Source organism: Archangium sp., assembly GCF_045802675.1.
Taxonomy (GTDB): domain Bacteria; phylum Myxococcota; class Myxococcia; order Myxococcales; family Myxococcaceae; genus Archangium.
In genome coordinates this window covers 242526-264759 of record NZ_JBJMQO010000042.1, presented here as the reverse complement: position 1 = coordinate 264759, position 22234 = coordinate 242526, and the positions used below count along the sequence as shown (strand labels likewise).

The following is a 22234-nucleotide window of genomic DNA, read 5'->3' as shown; positions in this document are numbered from 1 at the left end:
GGACGGCAAGGGCCCCATCCAGGCCGCCGAGTTCCGCAAGCTCGAGGTGAAGGCCCCCGGCATCGTGAAGCGCAAGAGCGTGCACGAGCCCCTGCAGACGGGCATCAAGGCCCTGGACGCCCTGGTGCCGATCGGCCGCGGCCAGCGCGAGCTCATCATCGGTGACCGCCAGACGGGCAAGACGGCGGTGGCGGTCGACGCCATCATCAACCAGAAGGGCCTGAACGTCTTCTGCGTGTACGTGGCCATCGGCCAGAAGCAGTCCACCGTGGCCCAGCTGGTGGAGAAGCTCACCCGCCACGGCGCCATGGAGTACACCGTGGTGGTGACGGCGAACGCCTCGGACCCCGCGCCGATGCAGTTCTTCGCCCCCTACGCCGGCGTGGCCATGGGCGAGTACTTCCGCGACAACAAGATGCACGCCCTCATCGTGTACGACGACCTGTCCAAGCAGGCCGTGGCGTACCGCCAGCTCTCGCTGCTCCTGCGCCGCCCGCCGGGCCGCGAGGCGTACCCGGGCGACGTGTTCTTCATCCACAGCCGCCTGCTCGAGCGCGCCGCCAAGCTGTCCGACGCCGAGGGCGCCGGCTCCCTCACCGCGCTCCCCATCATCGAGACGCAGGCCGGTGACGTGTCGGCCTACATCCCGACGAACGTCATCTCCATCACCGACGGGCAGATCTTCCTCGAGACGGACCTGTTCTTCTCGGGCGTGCGCCCCGCCATCAACGTCGGCCTCTCCGTGTCCCGCGTGGGAAGCGCCGCGCAGATCAAGGCCATGAAGCAGGTGGCCGGCACGATGAAGCTGGACCTCGCCCAGTACCGCGAGCTGGCCGCCTTCGCCCAGTTCGGCTCGGACCTCGACAAGGCCACCCAGGAGACGCTGGCGCGCGGCGCCCGCCTCGTGGAGGTGCTCAAGCAGGGCCAGTACGAGCCCATGCCCGTCGAGAAGCAGGTCATGCAGCTGTACGCCGCCACCAACCGCGACGACGCCAACAAGCGCGGGTGGATCCGCCAGGTGCCCGTGGCCGACATCGTGCGCTGGATGCGCGAGTTCATGGAGTACGCCGACGGCCGCTACCCGCAGCTGGCCAAGGACATCGCGACCAAGGGCGCGCTGACCGACGACATCAAGGTCACGCTGAACAAGGTCCTCACCGAGTTCAACGACGTGTTCCAGCCCACCGCTGGCGCCAAGGTGTAACGGGCACCACCGGAAGCGGACGCTTCACCCGGGCCCCGCGCTCCCCTTCGAGGGACGCGGGGCTTCGTGTTTTCAGGTGATGACCCGGCCCGCCAGCCCGAGCGCCTTGTCCAGGTAGCCGGCGAGCTCGGCCACCCGGCCCACCGCCTTGGTGAGCGTTTCCAGGTCCGCCGCCGCCTGCTCGAGGGCGTGGTTGGTCTCGTGCATGGCGTCGGTGGCCTGCTTGAACTCGGCCGAGCCCGCGTCGAAGCGAGCGCCCAACAACCGCATCAGCAGCTCGCGCAGCCGCTTGCCCTGGGTGAGGTACGCGACGCGCGTCTCCTGCGGCAGCGCGCCACTCATCGACAGGTCGAAGCAGCGCTCGATGACACGGGTCAACGTCTGGGTGTCGAAGACCATGGCACGCTACTCCTTCGGGGGCTCGTGGATGCGCTTCACGGCGGCCGCGGCGGTCTCCACCCGGCCCTGGAAGGACTGCATGGCGGCGGAGAGCTCCTCGAAGGACTCCACCTTGCGCTCGGCGCGGGAGAAGCGCAGCAGGGCCTCGTGCGCGTCGCGCAGCGCCCGGGCCAGCTCCACCGGGTTGGCCACCACCAGCGCCTCGTAGTCATCCGAGGCGCGGCGGATGTCGTCGAGCACCGCGCGGCGCTCGGCCAGCGAGAGCTTCTCCCGGTGGAGGTTGTAGAACATCACCCGCGAGGCCAGCGCCTGCCGGGCGCCCGTGAGCCGCTGCGGCCCGAGCACCTCCACCATGTCCTTCTCCAGCAGGCCGATGATGGCATCCACCTGGGCCGAGCCCTGCTCGACGGCCTTCTGGAGCGCCTGGCCCTGCCGGGCCTCGACGACGAGCGAGGCCACCACGCCCACCAGCGTCGTCACCGGCTCCACGTAGCGGCTGGCCGAGGCGTCCCCCTTGCCCGCCAGCGTCTGCATCTTCTGGCCGAGCGAGCCCAGCTGCGTGCCCAGCGCCGTGGCGCCCTCGGGCAGCTTGCCCGCGTTCTGCGCGCCCGCCAGGGTGGCCAGGCGCTCGGCGTAGACGCCCAGCACGGCGATGGCGTCCATGCGCGCCTGGATGGACTCGGGCGAGAAGAGCTTGCCCACCAGCGGCGTGGGCCCGCCCGACGCGTCCGTGGCGAGCACCTCCAGCCCGGTGTCGTACAGGCGCTCGTCGAGGTACAAGTCTCTCTCGAAGCGGTTGAGCTCCGAGTAGTACTGGCCCAGCGCGGAGCTGGCCTCGGCGTTGCCCTGTTGGAAGACGGCCACGGGCTCGCGGTAGCTGCCGGGTGTCTTGCACCCCGTCAGCAGCGCCAGCGCGAGCGCCGACGTGCGCACCAGTGTCGTGCCCGGTACCGCCCGCGCCCAGCCTCGGATGCCTCTCATTGGCCCTCCCGCGTGTGGCTACGAAGGCCTCCCAGTCTACTGCTGCCGGATGATGGCCGTCCCCTCCGAATCCTCCGTCCATTCGGAGGACGGAATCACCACCGTGCCTGGAGTCCGCGGCGGCGGCGGGGGCGGCGTGTTGGCCGCCGCACGCTCGGCCTGGACCTCGGGCGGTGGCGGCACGTCCGTGTAGACGGCGAAGCGCACGTCGTAGGAGCGGAGCCGCTCCCGGCCCACCTTGCGCTCATAGGCCCGCGAGAGCAGCGCGACGTCCGCGCCCGCCTTGCACGCCGTCTCGCGCAGCACCTCCTTGCGCCCCTTCTCCCCCAGCCACTCGTTGCCCTCGAAGGGCAGCGCGCCCAGCACCTCGAAGGGGCGCCGCGGCTCGAGGTCCTCCTCGAAGACCTCGAAGTCGCAATCCGCCGGCTTGGAGGGCCACTTCTTGAAGGCAATGGGCTCTCGCGAGGGGGACAGCATGGCGCAGCCGCTCGAGCCCACCGCGGCGGCGAGAACCAGACCTGGCAATCGGAGGTGACGCATTCCTTGTGACTCCTATCCCGCCAGGGAACGCCCGCGCCACCGGCGCATATCGCCGCTCAGCCGCGCAGGCGCGGGAGGATGGCGCGCAGGCTCGGGTCCATGCCGCCCCGGGCCCCGAGCGCCTCGATCGCCCGGCGCTCGTACTCCAGCGTGTTGGGGCGCGCCACGTACTGCACGCTGGCCCCGAGCGCCGCGGGCATCGCCAGGTCCAGCTCGAAGATGTCGCCGGCCACCAGCGTCGTCTCCGGCGAGGTGTCCGTCTCCGTCCAGATGAGGCGCAGCGCCTCGTAGTAGCGGCCGCGGCGCAGGTAGATGGGACGCACCAGCGCCCCCTCCACCCGCACCGTCTCGGGCAGGGCGTCGAAGATGGCGTCGGAGGCCGTGGGGGGCTCGATGAGGAACTTGCGCGCGTCACCCGAGACGCGCAGACGCTCGCGGCCGCGCGGGGCCAGCTTCGTCAGCTTCTCCTCCACCGTCTTCGTGTGCGCGTTGGTGACGACGTGGATGGGCAGCCCGGTGTCCAGCAGCGCCTCCAGCACCTCCTTCGCCTCGGGCTTGAAGGCCATGCCCACCTGCGCGTAGGCCTCGCGGTAGAGCGTGTCGAGCAGCGCCGCCCGCGCCGGCTTGTCCTGCATCACCCCGAGCCGGTCGCACAGCCGCCGCGCCACGAAGTTGGCCAGCAGGTACGGGTCCGCCAGGGCGGGCGCCACCACGCGGCCCCCCACCTCCCAGCCGTGCTCCTCGTTGCTGGTGCGCACCTCGTGCTCCACCTGGGCCCACCCCGCCTCCATCACGTCCCGGCCGAGCTCCTCCGACAGGCGCCGGCGGAAGTGCTGGACGAAGGGCGCCCCTTCCGCCGCCACGTCGGTGAAGGTCCCGTCGAAATCCAGCACCACGCATCGAATCGCCATCGTCCTGAGTCCTCTCTGTCGCAGGAGGTAGCGAAATAGGCCCCCTCCCCCCCTGGAATCAAGCCGGGGCGCGTCAGCCGGACGGGGGCCGGCCAGGGAACCACTGCTGGCGCGGGCGTGTCAGACCCTCCGTGTAGAACGGTGGGCGCGGTCGACGGAGGAACCGTGGGCCCCGGCGTCGGGGAGAGGCTGGGGCCCACGGGGATGTCAGACCCTCCGGTTAGAACCCTCCCTGTCGGCGCGAAGCAGGCGCCACATGTTCCGGTGTTCCCCTGGGAAGGCACCGGAGCACACATCGCGGTAGAGCTGCACTTCCGCCAGAACACCTTCGGGTGCATGGCGGCGGGGCGGCGAGTCAGGCTCCCCTCCCCTGACTCGCCGCCTCTTTTTTTTGCCTTCTGGACACTCAGTGACTGGACGAGGGCACGGGGTGCGCGGTGGCCTGGGCCGGCAGCGACACGATGAAGGTCGAGCCCTCCCCCGGTGTGCTCTGCGCCTGGACGGTGCCGCCGAGCGCCTCGACAATCTGCCGGGTGATGTAGAGCCCCAGGCCGAGCCCGCCGTAGTGGCGCTCGGACACGGCGCGCTCGAAGCGCTCGAAGATGCGCGAGAGGTTGCCCGGCTCGATTCCGATGCCGCTGTCGCGCACGAGGAGCAGCGCGTGGCCGGCCTGCCCGCTCACGGACAGCTCGATGGGCTTGCCCGCCCCGTACTTGAGCGCGTTGCTCAAGAGGTTCGTCACCACCTGCTCCAGGCGCATGCGGTCCCACTGGCCGATGACGGGCCGGGGGGCGTGCACCGTGACGGGGCAGCGCGCCTTGGTGGCCTGGGGCTCGAAGCGGGTGACGACCTCGCGCACGAGCTCCGCGAGGTCCACCTCCTCCCAGTCGAGCTCCAGCTTGCCGGCGCCGATGCGCGACACATCCAACAGGCTGTCGATGAGGCGGGAGAGACGGGACACCTGGCGCTCGGCGACGTCCAGGTGGGCGAGCAGCGCGTCCTGGCCCACCTCGCCCTTGCGCGCGGACTGGCGCAGGCTGTGGAGCTTGAGGCGCAGCGGCGTGAGGGGCGTCTTCAGCTCGTGCGAGGCGACGGAGAGGAACTCGTCGCGCACCTGCACGGCCTCGCGGGCCTCGCGGAAGAGCCGGGCGTTGTCCACGGAGCTGGCCACGCGGCGCCCGAGGTCCTCCGCCAGCCGCAAGTCCCGCTCGTCGTACTCGCGCTCCCCCTTGGCGAACACCAGCGAGAGCGCCCCGAGAATCCGCCCCCGGCTGAGCAGCGGCACGCAGACGTAGGAGGAGAAGCCGAGCTCGCGCAGCAGGCGCACCTGGTGCTCGTCCCGCGCGCCCTCGCCGAGGAAGGACTCGGGCACGGTGGGCATCCACTCGGACTCGCCCGTGCGCAGCACCTTCGGCAGGCCGCGGCGCGCGTTCCAGTCGAGCGAGAAGTGGTCGAGGAGCGCGTGCACCCCCTCCACCTTGTCCGGCTCGCGGTGGGCCGCCGCCACGCGCTGCAGGCCCCCGTCCGACGTCTGCAGGTCCAGCGCGCACCAGTCCGCCAGGCCAGGCACCACGAGCCGCGCCACGTTCCCCAGCGTGGCCTCATAGTCGAGCGACGCGGAGAGCAGCGCGCTCGCGCGGGCGAGGAAGGACGAGGCCTGCTCGGAGCGCCGCTGCTCGGTGATGTCGATGTGGAGGCCCACCCACTCGCGCACCTCGCCGTCCCGGCCCACCACCGGCACGCCCCGCGCCGTCAGGTAGCGGTACTTCCCGTCATGGCGGCGCACCCGGTGCTCACTCTCGAAGACCTTGCGGCCGCGCAACGACTCCACCCACTGGCGCACCGTGCGTCCCCGGTCCTCGGGGTGGATGCACTCCAGCCAGCCGTAGCGGACATCGAGGTACTTCTCCCGCGGCTGGCCGGTGAAGGCCCTCCAGCTCGGCGAGTCGGAGGAGACGCGGCCCTCGGCATCCGTCGTCCAGACAATCTGGGACACCGCATGCGTGAGGGAGCGGAAGCGCTCCTCGCTCTCCTGAAGGGCCTCGTGCTGCCGCTGCAACCGCGCCGACAGCTCCTCGGCCCGCAGGCGCGCGAGCATCTGCCGCGTCACCTCGGAGGCGCAGATGAAGAGGCCCTCGGTGCTCCCATCCGAGCGGGACACGGGCTGGTACACGAAGTCGAAGAAGGACGTCTCCCGCTGGCCGTCCGACTCGAGCTCGAGGGGGATGGCCTTGCCCGCCACCGGCTCGCCCGTGCGGAAGACATGGTCCATCAATTCGAAGACGTGCTGCCCGTCGATTTCGGGATGGGCCTCGCGCGCGGGCCGGCCCAGCAGGTCGCGCTGCCCGATGATTCGCTGGTAGAGCGGGTTGGCGTATTCGTAGACGTGCGTGGGCCCCTTGAGCAGGGCGATGGCCACCGGGGCCTGCGTGAAGGCGGCATGGAGCCGCGCCCGCTGGACCTCCGCCTCCATGAGCGCCGCCTGCTCGCGGGCCGACAGCTCGGCCTGGGCATCGCGCAACCGGGCCGCCCGCTCCTTGAGCTGACGGTCCTGCTCGAAGAGCTCCACGAAGAGCCCCACCTTGGCGCGCAGCACCTCCGGCTCGAAGGGCTTGGTGAGGTAGTCCACCGCGCCCTCGACATAGCCCTGGATGATGGAGGACTCGTCCCGGTGCCACGCCGAGATGAGGATGATGGGCGTGTCCCGGTGCCGCGCCCGCTGGCGGATGAGCCGGGCCGTCTCGAAGCCATCCATGCCGGGCATGCGGGCATCCAGGATGATGACCGCGAAGTCCTCCTGGAGCAGACACCGCAGCGCCTGCTCGCCCGAGGTGGCCTTCACCACGCGCACCTGGAGCGGCTCCAGCACGGCCTCGAGCGTCACGAGGTTGGTGGGGTGGTCATCCACCGCCAGCACTCCGGGCCTGGCAATCGACCTCGGCATGTCCGGCCTCTCCCTCGTCAGTCCAGATGCCCGCCGAGCAGGCATGCCCCTCGAGAGGCCGTTCCACCCAGGTCCGGGCCCTCGCCGCGGCCCTCTTGGATACAAACTAGCGGCCCTCGTGCACCCATGCCGCGCTCGCCCGGGGCCGCCCATTGCCCGCCCCGCGCGCGAGGGGGTGGACGCCGTGCCCCGCACGCGGAGCGGGAGACCCGGACTTTTTCCCGGCCGGAGGGAATCACCGCCCCGAGTGCCCGCTGGGCTGACGGAAGAAACGCGAAGTGGAGGACTCCGGAGGGGAGGTCCGCGCGCCCCAGGCGGACATGACGTTATGGTGGGGGGCGGGGGGAGTCCACGGAGGCATGTCCGACATCAACCAAACCGCTGCCCCGGAGGTCGCGGCCCTGCTGGCCGAGCGGGAGCACCTGCGTGCGCTGCTGGGGATGATACCGGTGGGCGTCTTCATCGTGGATGCGCGGGGCCAGCTGGTGGAGGCCAATCCCGCCGCCGAGGCCATCCTGGGCGGTCCGCTGCCGCGGGTGGGCCTGGAGGGCTACGGCGTCTACGAGGGCTACTGGCCCGGGAGCAGCCGGCGGCTGGAGCCCCACGAGTGGGCGCTGGCGCGCACGCTGCGCGATGGGCAACCGGTGGTGAACGAGGAGCTGGAGCTCGTCGGCTTCGACGGCGTGCGGCGCACGGTGCTGCACTCCACCACGGCCCTGAGGGACGCGCGGGGCACCCTCGTCGGAGCGGTGGCGGTGAAGGTGGACCTCACCACGCGCCGGCAGGCCGAGCACGCCGAGGCCTTCCTCACCGAGGCCACGCGCCTGCTGGTGGAGTCGCTGGACTGGGAGGGCACACTGCAGGCGGTGGCGCGGCTGGCCACACGCCAGCTGGCCGACCTGTGCCTCATCGACGTGGTGGGCGACGACGGCGCGCTGCACCGCCTGGCCGCCACCGCGCGGGAGCCCTCGCGCCAGGCGCTGCTCTCCGAGCTGATGCGCTTCCCGCCTCGGGTGGACGACGCGAGCCTGCTGGCGAAGGTCTTCACCGAGGGCCGCTCGCTGCTGCTCCCGGAGCTGCCGCGCGAGGTGCTGGCGACGTTCGCGCGCTCGCCCGAGCACCTGCGGCTGATGGAGGAGCTACAACCGAGCGCCTGCATGGCGGTGCCGCTGTCGGTGGGCGGGCGCCGGGTGGGCCTGCTCAACTTCATCCTCACCACGCCGGGCCGGCACTACACGCCGCGGGAGGTGGGCTATGCCGAGGAGCTCGCCCGGCGCGTGGCCTTCGTGGTGGAGCACGCCCGGCTGTATCACGAGGCCCAGGGCGCGCTGCGGGCGCGCGACACCTCGCTGGCGCTGCTGGAGGCCTTCCTCGCCGCCTCGCCGGTGGGCATGGGCTTCGTGGACCGCGAGCTGCGCTACGTGCTCGTCAACCCGGTGCTGGCCACCCTCAACGGCAAGCCCCGCGAGGAGCACGTGGGGCGGCACGTGCGCGAGGTGCTGCCGGAGCTGGAGGCCGCCAGGCACGTGGAAGCGCTGCTGCGCGGTGTGATGGAGAGCGGCGAGCCGACGCTGAACCTGGAGGCCACGCTGCCGGCGCACCCGGGCCAGGCGCCGCTTCATGTGCGCACCTCCTTCTTCCCGGTGAAGGTGGAGGGGGAGACGCTGGGCACGGGCGTGGTGGTGCTGGACACCACGGAGCAGACGCGGGTGGAGGAGGCCCTGCGCTTCCTCGCCGATGCCACCACGCGGCTGTCCACCTCGCTGGACATGCGCGTCACGCTGGAGAGCACCGCGCGTCTGGTGGCCGAGCGCATGGCGGACTTCTGTCTGGTGGACGTGCGCGCCGAGGGCAACCAGCACCTGGAGCGCGTGGCGGCAGTGGCGCGCCGGCCCGGCACCCAGCCGAGGCTCGAGGAGCAGCTGCTGGCGGCGCCCCCCTCCCGCTCCGACTCGCCCGTGTGGCAGGTGCTGGAGTCGGGCCGGGCCATGCTGGTGTCCGAGGTGAGCGAGGAGCTGATGGAGGAGAACGCCTCCGTCGACGACGCGCACCGGGAGGCCCTGGAGCAACTGCGCCCGCGCTCCGTGATGATGGTGCCGCTCATCGCCCGGGAGCGCTCGCTGGGGGTGCTGACGCTGGTGAGCCAGGACCCGGCGCGCCGCTACACCGAGCGGGACCTGGCCTTCGTGGAGGACCTGGCCTGGCGCGCGGCACTGGCGGTGGACAACGCGCGGCTCTTCCAGCAGGCGGAGCAGGCGGTGAGCGCGCGCGATGAGTTCGTCGCCATCGCCACGCACGAGCTGCGCACGCCCCTGTCCGCGCTGAGCCTGCAGCTCATGTCGCTGCAGCGGGCGGTGGATTCGGGCCGGGCGCCCACCGAGGAGCGGCTGCGGCACTCGCTGGAGACGGCGCGGCGGCAGACGGAACGGCTGGAGCAGCTCGTCAGCCACCTGCTGGACGTGTCGCGCATCTCCACCGGGCACCTGGAGCTGGAGCTGGAGGAGGTGGACCTCGCCCTGGTGGTGCGGCGGCTGGTGGTGCGCTTCGAGGAGAAGCTGGCCGAGGCCGGGTGCACGCCGGTGGTGCTCGCGGACACGCCCCTGGTGGCGAAGGTGGACCGGCTGCGGGTGGAGCAGGTGTTGATGAACCTGCTGTCCAACGCGATGAAGTACGCGTCCGGCCAGCCGGTGGAGCTGAGCGTGGCGCGCGAGCAGGACATGGCGGTGCTCGAGGTGCGCGACCGCGGCCCCGGCATCTCCCCCGAGGCCCAGGCCCGCGTCTTCGAGCGCTACCAGCGCGCCTCGGGCAAGCACTCGCGCGAGAGCCTGGGGCTCGGCCTCTATGTCGCCCGGCAGATAGCGCGCGCCCACGGCGGCGAGCTGTCCGTGGAGAGCGCACCGGGCCAGGGCGCGCTCTTCCGCCTCCGCCTGCCGCTCGGCTGAAGCCCCCTCCTCCGCCCCCCTTCGGGCCCGCCCGCCGGGACGAATGGCTTGCGTCACCCTCCAAGAACTGAGCATACTCATAAATGAGCATGGTCACTTCGCGAAAGGCCCGCGCCCGCCCGGAAGCCGCCGAGGCCCTCGGACTGAGGGAGCGCAACAAGCAGGAGAAGCTGGAGCGCATCCGGGAGGCGGCGCGGGAGCTCTTCACGAAGAAGGGCTTCGCGGAGACGACGACGCGCGAAATCGCCGAGCGGGCGGGCGTGGCGGCGGGGACACTCTTCCTCTATGCGCGCACCAAGGAGGAGCTGCTGCTGCTGGTGCTCGCCGAGCGGGTGCAGGCGGTGCAGGAGGAGCGCTTCCGCACGCTGCCGCGCGAGGGCCCCCTGCTCGAACAACTGCTGCACCTCTTCGAGGGCTTCTTCACCTTCTACGCGAAGGAGCCGGAGCTGGCGCGCACCTTCATCCGGGAGCTGCTCTTCCTGCGGCCGGCTCCCACCCTCGAGCGGACGAGCCTGGAGCGGGCCTTCGCGGCGCGCCTGGCGGAGCTGGTGGTGGCGGCGCGCGAGCGCGGCGAGGCCTCGCCCGACGTGGATTGGGAGATGGCCGGCTTCAACCTCTTCTCGCTGTACCTCACCACGCTGATCGCCTGGCTGTCCGGGGCCCTGGGACCTGGAGAGAGCTGGCGGCCGGTGCTCGAACGCGCGCTCGCGCTGCAGCTGCGGGGCTTTGGAGCGGGCGCACCAGGTGCTCCCAGGAAACGGAGGCAGTCATGAGCCACGAGGCGACGCTGACGATGCGGGAGGCGCGCGAGCGCTACTTCGAGGAGAACGGTTTCGGGCAGGGCGGCAACTACGACGAGCGCTGGGTGCGGGTGGACGTGGGGCCGGTGCCCTTCTGGTTCCCCAACTCGGCGGAGCGCGTGCGGGCGCTGCGCTTCCACGACTTGCACCACGTGCTGACGGGCTACCGGACGGACTTCCCGGGCGAGTGCGAAATCTCCGCCTGGGAGGTGGGGGGCGGATGCACGGACCACTGGGTGGCGTGGCTGCTGAACCTCTCGGGGATGGGGGCGGGGCTCTTCTTCATGCCGCGCCGGGTGGCGAGCGCCTTCTACCGGGGCCGGCATACGGGAAACCTCTACCGCAGCGAGTACGGCGACGCACTGCTGGGGCGCTCGGTGGAGGAGATGCAGCGCGCGCACGGGATGGACGCGCCGGTGCCCGCGCCGACGGGGAAGGACCGGTGGAGCTTCGCGGCGTGGTCGGCGGCGGCGCTGCTCACCTCGGCGGTGGGCGCGGCGTTGACGCTGGCACCGCTGGCGCTCGGGGCGTGGGCGCTCTCCCGCCTCTTGCACTGAACGGCGCGCGCGAGGCCCACCCCTTTCCCCTTGAGACCTACCCGAGCGCCCTGAAAGTCTCGCGGCTCCAACCACGAGCACCGAGGAGGGGCCCGGATGGAACGAGCAGCGAGCGACGCGGAGAAGCGCCGGCGCGTGCGGTTGCCGTGGTTGCTACTCACGGGCTGCCTGGGGCTGTCGGTGTTGGGAGGCTGGCTGGCCACGCGCTCCATCTCCTCGCTGCTGAAGCGGGTGGAGCAGCTGGAACGCGAGTCCGCCGAGTCCGAGGCGCGGGTGGCGGAGCTGCAGGTGCTGCGCGACAGCATGGCGCGGCGGCTGCGGCAGCTGGAGCAACAGCAGCAGGGACAGGCCACGCAGAACGCGGCGCTCAACAAGCGGGCCGGGGAGCAGGGCGTGTGGCTCGCGAGGCGCGAGGCGGTGCGCGCGGAGCTGGAGCCACTGCTGAAGGACGAGCTGGAGCGGGGCGAGGCCTTCCTGGAGGAGTCCGAGGGCCGGCTGCGGGTGGAGCTGGCGGACCGGGTGGTGTTCGAGCCGCGCAAGGCGGTGCTGACGCCCGCGGGCGTGGAGTTGCTGACGCGGGTGGGGGCGAAGCTGGCGGTGGAGGGACACCAGGTACAGGTGGCGGCGCACACGGACGCGACGCCGGAGACGCCCGAGACAGCACCCGTCCCGACGAGCTGGGAGCTGTCGGCGGCGAGAGCGGTGACAGTGGTGCGGCTGCTCGGGGACAAGACGAAGCTGTCGCCGGACAAGCTGGTGGCGGCGGGCTACGGGGCGTACCACCCGGTGGTCTGGGATGACGGGCCGCAGGCGCGCGAGCGCAACCGGCGTCTGGAATTACAGCTCATGCCCGCGCCGCCGCCGCTGAAGCCTGCGCCGCCCGCGCCCCCGGCGGATCAACGTCTGGCCAAGAAGCGCCAGGGCAATCCGCGGTAACAAAACGAAACAATCCCAGGTGAGGGTATCGAGGACCTCCGGGGAAAAAAGGCCGTGAATAGTTCGAGCAGCCGTCCGTCCGAGGCCCTGCTCACCCACCGGCACTCCTGTTCCCTCCCTGGAGAATCCCGTGCCCCACTTCCGGCAACTGCTGTGCGCGTCCCTGGCCACTGGCCTGCTGCTCCACTCCGGCACCGCGCAGGCCCGCTTCGGCAAGCGCTCCAACTCCTCGAGCTCGAGCTCCAGCTCGAGCTCCAGCAGCGACAGCAAGACCCACGACGCCACGCCGGTGGGCTCGAGCGACAGCGGTGGCAGCAGCAGCGGCGGCTCCAGCAGCCACCACGGCGGCTCCAGCGGCCACAGCGGCTCTGGCGCGGTGAGGACCGTGGGGGCCATCCTGAACATCATCTCCTTCGTCGCGGACGTCGCGGAGACGGCGGAGCACGTGCGCGCCTACGAGGCGACGGTCGAGACCACCCCCCCCGTCAACGAGGAGGGCAGCCCGCCGATGTACTCGTACCGGCCGCCCGTCGCCGAGCAGCAGCAGCGCGTGGAGGAGGGCAACCGCAGCAAGGTGCTACTCCGCTTCGGCGTCGAGGGACAGGCGCTGGGCGAGGGCTCGGCGCTGGGGGTGAACCTGGGCATCGAGGGAGAGTGGTTCGGCGTGTCCGCAGCCGTCTCCTCGCTCACCCTGCGCGCGGATGACGGGACGTCGGGCGTGGACAGGATTGGCCTGTACTCGGGGCACCTGACGTTCGCGCTGTACTCGAGCGAGCACGGGCGGCTGCGCGGAGAGCTCGGCATGGCCATTGCGCGCGCGCCGGACGCCACCTTCGTGGGCCCGAGCGTGGCCGCCTCCTTCGAGCACTGCCTGGTGGGCGCGCTCGACGTGGAGAGCCGCGGGCAGCTCGTGCTCATCCCCTACCACCAGGTGGATGGGCAGGCGGGGCTCGCCCTGCACCTGGGCGTGCTGACGCTGCGCGGCGGGTGGCGGGTGACGATGCTGGATGACGCGGGCCACGTGGACGGACAGCTCCACCGGGACTACTTCAGCGGCCCCTACGCGGGCCTCGGCCTGAACATCTGACCGGGCCCGCCCCGCCCCTTTCCCCGCGTGAAGGAAAAGGGTGGGGGCCGCGCGGGCTCACTTGCCCGAGATACCCTCGGAGGCGGCCTCCATGGGCGCGCCGGCCGAGGTCCCCACGGGGGTGCCCTCCTTCTTGCCCCGGCGCTTGGGCGGCGGAGCCAGCTTGGGCGCCGAGCCGAACAGCCGCTCGTACGTCTCCGGGGTGTTGATGTTGACGACGACGCCCGGGTCCTTCACGGGGATGCGGCGCACCTGCATCGCCTTGATGGCCCCTTCCAGCGTCGTCTCCCCCGAGTCCCGGTCGCGAATGCGCTCGGCGGCGCCGCGCGAGAGGATGATGGGGAAGCCCGCGGCGTTCTCGAACTCGGGGCGGATGGCCTCCACCGAGTCCCCCATGGCCTTGATGAGCGACTTGAGCGTGGTGGCGCGCAGGGAGGGCATGTCCACGGGGTGCAGGAGCACCACGTCCGCGCCGTCCTCGAATGCCGCCTCCAGTCCCGCCTTCACCGAGCCGAGCTGACTGTCCTGCCACCGCTCGTTCTCCACGAGGTGGATGGCGGGATGCTGCTCCCTCACGGCCTCGGCCTCCTTGCCGATGACGCCGATGACCGAGCAGCCGGCCTTGCCAAACGTCGACGCGAGCGACTGGAGGAAACTCCTACCCCCCTCGTGCTCGAGGATCGCCTTGGGGTAGCCCATCCGCCTGGCCTCCCCCGCGGCGAGGATGATTGCCACTGCCTTCATGCCACGCCTCCTCAGGCCCCCACCGGTTGGCGTGGGGGCGACCTGCCCAAGGCTGGCAAGCGTCGAGCGATCTCGCCGCGCACCCGGGGGCAGGTCGTCGAGAACACGGCACTTGGAACAGCCAAGGTGTTCACCATGCACGGAAGTGCGAGGCTCTTCCGCCCATGAGCGAACTTCCCAGCTTCATCACCCGGCTCTACCCCCATCGCTCCAACTACCTCCCGCTGCGTTTCGGGCGGATGCACTACGTGGACGAGGGCACCGGACGCCCCGTGTTGCTGCTGCACGGCAACCCCACCTGGTCCTTCCTTTATAGGAAGGTGATGGCGGGGCTGGCGGGGGCGGGCTTGCGCGTGGTGGCGCCGGACCTCATCGGCCTGGGGCTGAGCGACAAGCCGCGCGAGCTGTCCGCGCACACGCTGCGGCGCCACGGCGAGTCCCTGTTGGAATTCGTCCAGGCGCTCGACTTGAAGGACGTGGTGCTCGGGGTACAGGACTGGGGAGGCCCCATCGGCGCGTGGATGGCGGCGCGTGCGGGCGGCCGGGTGACGGGCCTGGTGGTGATGAACACCTCGCTGCTCGCGCCCGTGCGCTTCCGCACCACGGCCTTCCACCGCTTCTCGCACCTGCCGCTGGTGAGCGATGTGGCCTTCCGGCTGTTCAACTTCCCGCTGCCCATTCTCGGGCGCACGCAGGGAGACCCGGCCTCCATCTCGGGAGACGTGGCGAGGGCCTATGCGTGGCCGCTGCGCCATGTGAGGGACAGGGCGGCGCCGCTCGCGCTGGCGCGCATGGTGCCCAACCACCCGGAGCACCCCACCGTGGCGGAGCTCACCGAGGGCGAGGCCTGGGCCCGCTCCTTCGCAGGGCCCGTGGAGCTGGTGTGGGGAGTGAAGGATCCCATCCTCGGCCGGGCACTGCGGCGTCACCGCGAAGCCCTCCCGCGCGCCCGAGTCACCGAAACCGCCGCCGGCCACTTCCTCCAGGAGGAGGTGCCCGGGGATGTCGTCGCCGCCCTTCGTCGGGTGGCGGACGCGCGCTAGTGCACCCAGCTCGAGCGCGAGCCCTGCCCGCCGGGCACGAACACCAGCCGCGACGGCCGCTCCTCTGCAATTCCTTCCGAAGCGATGGCCGCGCGAGCGGTCAGAATTTCAGACATGCGGGCCAGCGGGAGCGTGGACCAGATGCGGTGCAGTTCTTCCTCGGACACATGGCCGAGGACTTCCCCGTGTCGCTCATCCACCACTGGCAACAGGTGCACGCCGTAACGGTGCATCACCTCGAGCGCGCGCATCACCGTATCCCGCGGATAGAGGATGATGTCAGGCATTGCAACGATTTGGGGCTCGGCGGTGCGGTGCGTCACGGCTACCTCCAGGATGAGAGCCCACGTGGGCCCTCCCCCGCCGTAGCAATCCCCCTGCCGCGCGCCCGCCCCTCCCTCCGGGGCCCCCCCCAGCAACTTTCGCGGGGATTGAGAGATAATCCTCCACCATGTCCGTGAAGCCCACTGGCTCGTCCATCCCGACCCCCCTCCGGCGCCAGCCCGAGACGGCTCCCTCCAACCCGCTCGCGAAGGTGGGCCAGGCGCTTCAGCACGCGGCCCAGAGCGTCAACACCCACGTCCATCAGGTGGTGGACGCCTTCGAGGCGAAGCTGCCCGCGCTGAACCGTCCGGCTGGAGCGACGCCCTGGGCGGGCATCACCCTCACGGGCAAGCCGCTTCAGATTCCGCTCGACGCGCTGAAGAAGGTCGACATCGGCGACCTGCGCAACGTGCTCGAGCGCATCTTCCCTCCGAAGGTGCACGACGATCAGGGCAAGCAGCTGGTCGAACAGACGAAGGACTTCCGCGACACGCTGGGCAAGGTGCGCCAGCTGACCCTGGAGCTGGGGATGACCTCCCCCGCCACCCCGCGCTACGCCGAGCTCCAGAAGCAGCTGGCCACGACCGAGGGCAAGCTGAAGGCGGACTACGGCTACACCCGCACCACCGCGCCGCGTCCGGGCGCACTGTGGGTGGATCCGCAGTTCTTCGCCAAGGAGCTGCCGGGCGGAAAGCTCAACGCGAGCCGCTTCCCCACGGGCACCCCGGTGACGAAGCCCCCCGCGCCCATGGACTTCCTCTTCGGCCAGGGCCCGCGCGAGCTGAAGCTGGGTGAGGGCTCGTCGGTCCGCACGGCGCGTACGCCCGAGCAATACCGCGCGGCGGTGGCGGCCCGGCGCGCCGAGCTGGGCATGCCGGTGAAGGACGGAGAGCCGGTGGGGGTGCACCTGAGCCTCCAGGGCGGCGGCGGCAAGGGCAAGCGCTACGGGGCGATGCTCGCGGAGATGTATGACCTGGGCGTGGTGCCCACGAGCCTGAGCGGCACGTCGGCGGGCTCCATCGCGGCGGCGTTCGCGGCCTCGGGCGCGGGCCCCGCGGAGATTCAAGCCCTGGCGAAGGATCCCCGGTTGAGCGACCTGTACGACTGGGACCTGGACATGAAGGACGGAGGCCTCCTCAATGGACAGAAGGCCTTCGACCTGGTGGACCAGGAGCTGCGCCGGCTGACGGGGATCACGGACCGGCCGGTGACGTTCGCGGACCTGAAGGTGCCGCTGCAGATTCTGGCGACCAAGGACTACGACTCCGGCGCGGGCTCGGGCGGGATGACGACGCCCAAGGACCGCATCTTCGTCTTCAGCCAGGAGACGACGCCGGACACGCCGGTGGCGCTGGCGGTGCGCGCCTCCATGGCGATTCCGGGCGTCTTCGAGCCGGTGCAGGTGGTGGACCCCACCACGGGCCGGCGGATGCACCTGACGGACGGCGGCGCGCTGGACAACCTGCCCATGGGCTACAACAAGAACGACCTGCCGCAGATTGGCGCGTCGCTCTCCACGCGCTCCTCGGGCCACCCGGCGAGCCACAGCGACACGACGAAGCCGCTGCCCGGGGGCAACCTGGACACGACGAACGTGCTGTGGAACGCGCTCAACGGCTACACGCTGATGAAGGACTCGGCGTCGGACTACAACGACTACCTGGACCGGACGCAGCCCAAGTCGAACCAGTTCATGCTGTCGCTGCCCACGTGGGACCTGAACGACCCGAGCAAGAGCGACAGCACGCTGAAGTTCGGCTACGACGCCAAGGTGGACCCGGCGCTGGACGGGCAGTCGCGCGAGGTGACGCGGGGCTTCCTGCGCAACTTCCTGGACGACCTGAGGGTGCCGGGCTCGAAGGGGACGAACTACTCGGCGAACGTGCCCAAGGACGTGCGCTTCGACCTGCCGGTGGACGTGAAGGGCAAGCACTACCAGGTGAGCTACACGGGCGGGGACATGCTCGTGGCGAAGCCGGCGGACGGCGGCAAGCCCATCGAGCTCAAGGTGGGCAAGCAGCGCATCGAGGCGATGTACCTGGACAACCAGGCGTACGGGGACCTCAAGTCGCAGCTGGCCTACACGCTGAGCAATCCCAAGAGCGTGAAGCCCTCCTGGCTCCCGTTCTGAGCCGGGCCAGAACAGAAGGGGCCGCCCCGGGTGTGCCCGGAACGGCCCCTCGGAAACCCTCACCGGCCAGGGCCGGGGGGTGCGCTCAGCGGCGCGCCTGGCGGGCCTGGTGCCGCTGGAAGTCCTCGTGCCAGGCGGCGTCGAGCTTCGTCAGCACCTCGCTGGCTTCACGCACGCGCTGCTTCTCCAGCTGCGTCTGCATCAGGCTGTCCCCCACGAGATAGCCATTGGCATACATCGTATGGGCCTCGGGGCCCACGCTGGCGAGCTCCTCCGGGGTGCCGAGCGCGAAGTTGAACACGTCCCCGGAGTAGGGCACGCGCTCCACGTTCACCAGCGTCGCGGTGCCGGTGCGGGTGCGCAGGGCCTCGCCCGCCTTCAGCTCGCCGGCCTGCACCACGCCGTGCTTCGCCGTCACCATCGGGTGGGTGGCCGTCACCAGCGCCTCGCCGCCGCGGTCATCGCGCAGCTTCACCATGGGCTTGCTCTCGCCGCCGCGGGACACCGCCGTCACCGTCAGCGCCAGGCCCTTGTCGTTGGCCAGCAGCTTGTCACCCCGCTTCACCTGCTCCACCGCCACCGTCTGGCCATCCGCCTTCATCACCCGCGTGCCCTGCGCGAGGCAGGCGTTGTTCCAGTCGACGTTGTAGATGTCCATGTAGCGCGAGCGGATGTAGGGATAGGGCCCGCTCAACGAGCCGGGGGAAGTGGCGCAGCTGGCCTTGAGGGTGGAGCGAATCATCAGGCGGGTGGTCTGGTACGCGCTCAGGCAGTCCTTGCCGAAGTCCGCCAGCCCGTCGATGGGCGCATGCATCCGCGAGGTGTAGTAGCTGTCGCGGTAGGGCGTCTTGAAGGGGATGCTGCCCTTGGCGACGCTCGTGCCCGGGTCCTTGCCCGCGGCGCACACGCCGCCCTTCTCCATCAGGACGATCACCACATCGCTGTCGAGCGAGTTGACGGTGCAGTCCTCGGGCACGGTGACGAGGTACTCGCCGCGCATGGGCAGGTAGAGGTGGGAGGTGTCATAGCCTCCCGCGGGCTCCCAGTAGGAGTTGCGGGCGGCGGTCCAGATGTCGGTGCGCAGGCTGACCTCGGCATCCACCGCGGCGAGGCCCGTGTAGGGCCGGCCGAAGGGGGTGAAGACGCCCGTGGCCGGGTCCTTGCTGCCCGAGGTGTAATCACAATCCATGAAGCCGGCGATGGCGCCGCGCTCGAGGCAGGTGCGGATGGGGTTGTCCGAAAGGTGCCGGCCGATGAGCTCCCGGGGGTGCGAGAACTCCAGGTTGTTGATGTTGATGACGCCGGTGGCCACCACGGACGACTCGGTCATCGCGTAGGAGAAGTGCGTCTCGCCGGTGGCCTCGTCGAAGGCCATGGCCACCGAGTCCACCACGAGCATCTCCCCGGTGCCCACCTGCATGCGGAAGTCGACCGGAGGCGTCTCGAGCACCGTGCCCGCGTACTCCTCGAGGGACTGGGTGCCGAGCACGCGGAACTGCGTCTGCTCGGGGTTGGTGGCGAAGGCGGTGACGTCGGCGTAGGCGTAGTCCGAGCCGTTGAAGCAGGAGACGAGGCTGGTGGCCTGGAAGCGGGCCTCGGTGGAGCTGCCCGTGTCCACGTCGGTGAGCGGCAGCAGGTGGCCGCACCACTCGGTGTCCTTGGACTCGACGGCGCCCGTGGCGGTGAGCAGGTCCTCGCGGGCCGTGCTCGGGCCACCGCTCTTCTTGTCCTTGCGCGCCTTGTCCAGGCGGCGGAAGAGCTGCGGCGAGTTCTCCGGGGTGTTGCCCGCCGCCTTGAGGCGGTCCTTCACGAAGCCGTACTGCGTGTCATCGGCGAGGTCGATGGGCATCTGCCTGCCGCCCGCCTTCTTGTGTCCGCCCTGGCCCTGGGCTTCCACCTGCTGCTGCCACTGCGAATAGAGCCGGGCCATGTGGAGCGACTCGGCGGCCATGGCCTGGCGCTCCGCCTCCTGCGGCTGCGCGGGCGCCTTCTGCTGGCTGCAACCGGCGCCCAACATCGTCAGGCCCACCAGGGCCGAGAACAGACGCGGGAGCGCCCGGAAGGAGGACTTCGAAGACACGTTCATGGGGTTTCACCTCTAGGGGACGACAGCGGCAATCGGCTCCTCCCGGGCACCCGGGAGGACGAACGTGGGGAGGAGAGCGGGGGGCCGCGGTGCTTCGGGAGTGCCCATCGCTCATCTCGCCCGTTCGTCCAGCAACGTGGGGATTCCTCTCGGGAAGTGAAGCCAGGCGGAGAAAAGCATTTCCCTGCATGTCTAAACAAAGACACCTATCTGGAAAAACCCGCGAGCAGCAGACAATGACTTGCATCCGCCGGGATGGGCGCCCAGGCGGACGTGAACGGATTTCAGGAAACCCCTGCCCATGTCTGTAGAAAGGATTGGGTAAAGCTTTTCCCACACCGCCCCGCAAAGCGAAGGGGCCGCCCCGGTGCTCCGGGACGGCCCCTCGAGACGGGCACGAGGCCCGCGCGCTACTTCTTCGCGTGCCGGGCGCGCGACAGGCGGAGGTCCTCGTGCCAGGCGCCATTGAGCCGCGCCAGCACCTGCCGGGCATCCACCCGCTTCTGCTTCTCCAGCTCCGTCTGCAGCAGGCTGTCCCCCACCAGGAAGCCGTTGGCGAACATCGTATGGGCCTCGGGGCCCTGGCCGGCCAGCTCCCCGGGCGTGCCCAGCGAGAAGTTGAAGACGCGCCCCTCGTAGGGCACGCGCTCCACGCTCACCAGCTTGCGCACCCCGGCGCGGGTGAGCACGGCCTCGCCCGTCTTCAGCTCGCCCGCCTGCACCACGCCACGCTGGGCCGACACCAGGGGGTGCGTCTCCGTCACCCGCACCTCGTGGCCCTGGTCGTCACGCAGCTTCACCAGCGGCTTGCTCTCGCCCCCGCGGTGCACCGTCGTCACCGTGAGCGCCAGGCCCTTGCCATTGGCCAGCAGCTTGTCGCCCACCTTCACCTGCTCCACCGTCACCGGCTGGCCATCCGCCCGCGTCACCCGCGTCCCCTCCGCCAAGCACACCCGCTTGTAGTCCACGGGCTTCACCTCCACCTTCGCGGGGCACCGGAAGGGCTCGGGTGCTCCGCCCCACGGATCCGGGCAGGTGCCCTCGGCGTAGGTCCAGATTTCCAGCCGGACGTTCTGCGCGTTGTCCACGCAGTTGCCCGTACCGAAGTCCATGATGCCGTCGAAGGGGTACTCGCCGGGCATGGTGGGCGTCACGAAGGGCAGCTCGCCCTTGCCCACCAGGGTGCCGGGAGACGAGCCCGCCGCGCACCACCCGCCCGAGTCCATCAGGATGGCGGCCACCTTGCTCGTCACCTTCGTCACCGTGCACTCCGGGAGGATGTGGGGCCGCACCACGCCGCGCGCGGGCACCTGGAAGCGCGTGGGATCGAAGGGCTTCACCGCCGGCTCCCAGTAGGCGCTCCGGTCCGGAATCCACGTGGGCGTGCCCCCGCCCGCGGCGGTGGCCTTGGAGGCGGCGGCGTCCACCGCGGCGATGCCCGTGGCGCCCGAGCTCGGGAAGGGCTCCCAGGTGCCATCCGGCAGCACGCGCACCGCGCCGTAATCACAGTCGAGGAAACCATGCACGCTGCCGCGCTCCAGGCACACGCGGATGGCCTGGTCCCACGGAATCTCATTCAGCAGCTCGCGCGGGTGCTCGACGACGATGTCCCCATCCATGTCCATGGAGGCGGGCGTGGCCGTCACCGACGTATAGGTGAGCTGCTCCTGGCCCGTCAGCTCGTTGAAGGCCATGGCCAGCGAGTCGGCCAGCAGCTGCTTGCCGCCGTCGCGCGCGAGGGACACGGTGAGGGGCGCCGTCTCCAGCACCTTGCCGGCGTACTCCTCGTCGTACGCGGAGTCGAGGTGCTCGAACACCTGCTGGTGCGAGTCCGTGGCGAAGGCGGTGAGGTCCACGTAGGCGTAGTCCGAGCCGCCGAAGCAGGAGGTGAGGGCCGTGCCCTGGAAGCGGGCCCGGGTGGCGTCGCTGCCCTCGGCGCCAATGGGAATCATGTGCCCGCACCACACCTCCTCGCTCGCCTCCGGGCCGGACACGCCCGCGGCCCGCGCCTGGCCCGGCGTCCCCATGGGGCGCTCGGGCGGAGCCTTGCGGCCGTGCAGCTCCGCCAGGTGCTTGAAGAGCCGCGGGGCGTTCTCCGGGCTGAAGCCCCGGGCCTTGAGCCGGTTGAGCACGAAGCGGTACTGCACCTCCTCCGAGAGCACGAGCGGCATCTGCTGGTTGGCGCCCGTCTTCAGCCCCTGCGAATGGAGGGAGCGCTGCCATTGCGCGTAGAGGTCCGCCATGGCGCGCGAGTCCTCGGCGAGCACGCGCTTGTCGAAGGACTCGGCCGGTGGTTGCCGCTGCTGGCCGCACCCGGCCCCGAGCGAGGCCAGCATCATCATCGTCAGCACGGCCGCGGGGGACGGCCAGGGACTCGTCTTCGTGGGACTTCTCATGGCTCTTTCCATTCAAGACATTGGGGATGTGGACGCACCTCCCCTCTCCAGGGAGGAGGAGCCCTGGTGCAGCGGCCACTCGTGGGGTTGCTTGGGTGGGTCGGAGTGCACACGCCCGGCTCGACACTCAACGTGTGTCCGGAGTGCACGCCGTGCAGTGGGAACGGTGTTGCGTGTGAAGCCCCGGACACCCGGGCCGGGCCCGCGTC

17 protein-coding genes are annotated in these 22234 nt (G+C 70.8%); 8 read left to right on the top strand and 9 right to left on the bottom strand.

Translation table 11 applies throughout. The features are described 5' to 3' along the window. On the top strand, positions 1–1204 hold a 1204-nt coding region (gene atpA, locus ACJ8AN_RS13475), incomplete at its 5' end, for a F0F1 ATP synthase subunit alpha (protein ID WP_407755729.1). A 72-nt stretch (positions 1205–1276) separates the two neighbouring features. Here atpA and ACJ8AN_RS13470 read toward each other — a convergent pair. The 5 genes from ACJ8AN_RS13470 to ACJ8AN_RS13450 all read right to left on the bottom strand — a co-directional run bounded on the left by ACJ8AN_RS13470 (position 1277) and on the right by ACJ8AN_RS13450 (position 6979). After that, positions 1277–1603: a hypothetical protein gene (locus tag ACJ8AN_RS13470; protein WP_407755728.1), complete on the bottom strand. Its 327-nt coding sequence runs from the start codon at positions 1601–1603 to the stop codon at positions 1277–1279. Between the two features lie 6 nt (positions 1604–1609). Then, positions 1610–2584 carry a hypothetical protein gene (locus ACJ8AN_RS13465; RefSeq protein ID WP_407755727.1) on the bottom strand — a complete coding sequence of 325 codons (975 nt, stop codon included), beginning with the start codon at positions 2582–2584 and terminating at the stop codon, positions 1610–1612. Positions 2585–2620: 36 nt separating this feature from the next. Beyond that, entirely contained in the window at positions 2621–3124 is a 504-nt protein-coding gene (locus tag ACJ8AN_RS13460) for a hypothetical protein (RefSeq protein ID WP_407755726.1), read from the bottom strand. Between the two features lie 56 nt (positions 3125–3180). Further along, entirely contained in the window at positions 3181–4035 is an 855-nt protein-coding gene (locus tag ACJ8AN_RS13455; protein ID WP_407755725.1) for an HAD family hydrolase, read from the bottom strand. Positions 4036–4441: 406 nt separating this feature from the next. Further along, positions 4442–6979: an ATP-binding protein gene (locus ACJ8AN_RS13450; protein ID WP_407755724.1), complete on the bottom strand. Its 2538-nt coding sequence runs from the start codon at positions 6977–6979 to the stop codon at positions 4442–4444. A gap of 359 nt (positions 6980–7338) precedes the next feature. Here ACJ8AN_RS13450 and ACJ8AN_RS13445 point away from each other — a divergent pair, with 359 nt between their 5' ends. From ACJ8AN_RS13445 to ACJ8AN_RS13425, 5 genes are all read left to right on the top strand, one after another. After that, positions 7339–9921, top strand: coding sequence for an ATP-binding protein (locus ACJ8AN_RS13445; RefSeq protein WP_407755723.1), 2583 nt, complete (start codon positions 7339–7341; stop codon positions 9919–9921). Between the two features lie 89 nt (positions 9922–10010). Further along, complete coding sequence (locus tag ACJ8AN_RS13440) at positions 10011–10694, top strand: TetR/AcrR family transcriptional regulator (protein WP_407755722.1); 684 nt, start codon at positions 10011–10013, stop codon at positions 10692–10694. After that, positions 10691–11278 (top strand): hypothetical protein, encoded by a 588-nt coding sequence (locus tag ACJ8AN_RS13435; protein WP_407755721.1) that lies wholly within the window; start codon positions 10691–10693, stop codon positions 11276–11278. The genes ACJ8AN_RS13440 and ACJ8AN_RS13435 overlap by 4 nt, the downstream gene beginning before the upstream one ends. A gap of 96 nt (positions 11279–11374) precedes the next feature. Further along, entirely contained in the window at positions 11375–12214 is an 840-nt protein-coding gene (locus ACJ8AN_RS13430) for a flagellar motor protein MotB (RefSeq protein WP_407755720.1), read from the top strand. A 130-nt stretch (positions 12215–12344) separates the two neighbouring features. Next, entirely contained in the window at positions 12345–13301 is a 957-nt protein-coding gene (locus tag ACJ8AN_RS13425; RefSeq protein WP_407755719.1) for a hypothetical protein, read from the top strand. Positions 13302–13358: 57 nt separating this feature from the next. On the opposite strand, the gene ACJ8AN_RS13420 is transcribed toward ACJ8AN_RS13425, so the two are convergent. Then, positions 13359–14045, bottom strand: coding sequence for an NTP transferase domain-containing protein (locus ACJ8AN_RS13420; RefSeq protein ID WP_407755718.1), 687 nt, complete (start codon positions 14043–14045; stop codon positions 13359–13361). Positions 14046–14209: 164 nt separating this feature from the next. Here ACJ8AN_RS13420 and ACJ8AN_RS13415 point away from each other — a divergent pair, with 164 nt between their 5' ends. Then, the gene (locus tag ACJ8AN_RS13415) at positions 14210–15088 is read left to right on the top strand and encodes an alpha/beta fold hydrolase (RefSeq protein WP_407755717.1); all 879 of its coding nucleotides are present in this window, start codon (positions 14210–14212) and stop codon (positions 15086–15088) included. Here ACJ8AN_RS13415 and ACJ8AN_RS13410 read toward each other — a convergent pair. Further along, on the bottom strand, positions 15085–15411 hold the full coding sequence (locus tag ACJ8AN_RS13410) for a CBS domain-containing protein (RefSeq protein ID WP_407755716.1): 327 nt from the start codon (positions 15409–15411) through the stop codon (positions 15085–15087). The genes ACJ8AN_RS13415 and ACJ8AN_RS13410 overlap by 4 nt on opposite strands. A 128-nt stretch (positions 15412–15539) precedes the next feature. Between ACJ8AN_RS13410 and ACJ8AN_RS13405 the strand changes: the two genes are divergently transcribed. Continuing rightward, positions 15540–17543, top strand: coding sequence for a patatin-like phospholipase family protein (locus ACJ8AN_RS13405; protein WP_407755715.1), 2004 nt, complete (start codon positions 15540–15542; stop codon positions 17541–17543). Between the two features lie 85 nt (positions 17544–17628). Here ACJ8AN_RS13405 and ACJ8AN_RS13400 read toward each other — a convergent pair whose 3' ends face one another. Further along, positions 17629–19629: a Hint domain-containing protein gene (locus tag ACJ8AN_RS13400; RefSeq protein WP_407755714.1), complete on the bottom strand. Its 2001-nt coding sequence runs from the start codon at positions 19627–19629 to the stop codon at positions 17629–17631. A 410-nt stretch (positions 19630–20039) separates the two neighbouring features. After that, complete coding sequence (locus ACJ8AN_RS13395; RefSeq protein ID WP_407755713.1) at positions 20040–22025, bottom strand: Hint domain-containing protein; 1986 nt, start codon at positions 22023–22025, stop codon at positions 20040–20042. Positions 22026–22234: the final 209 nt, after the last annotated feature.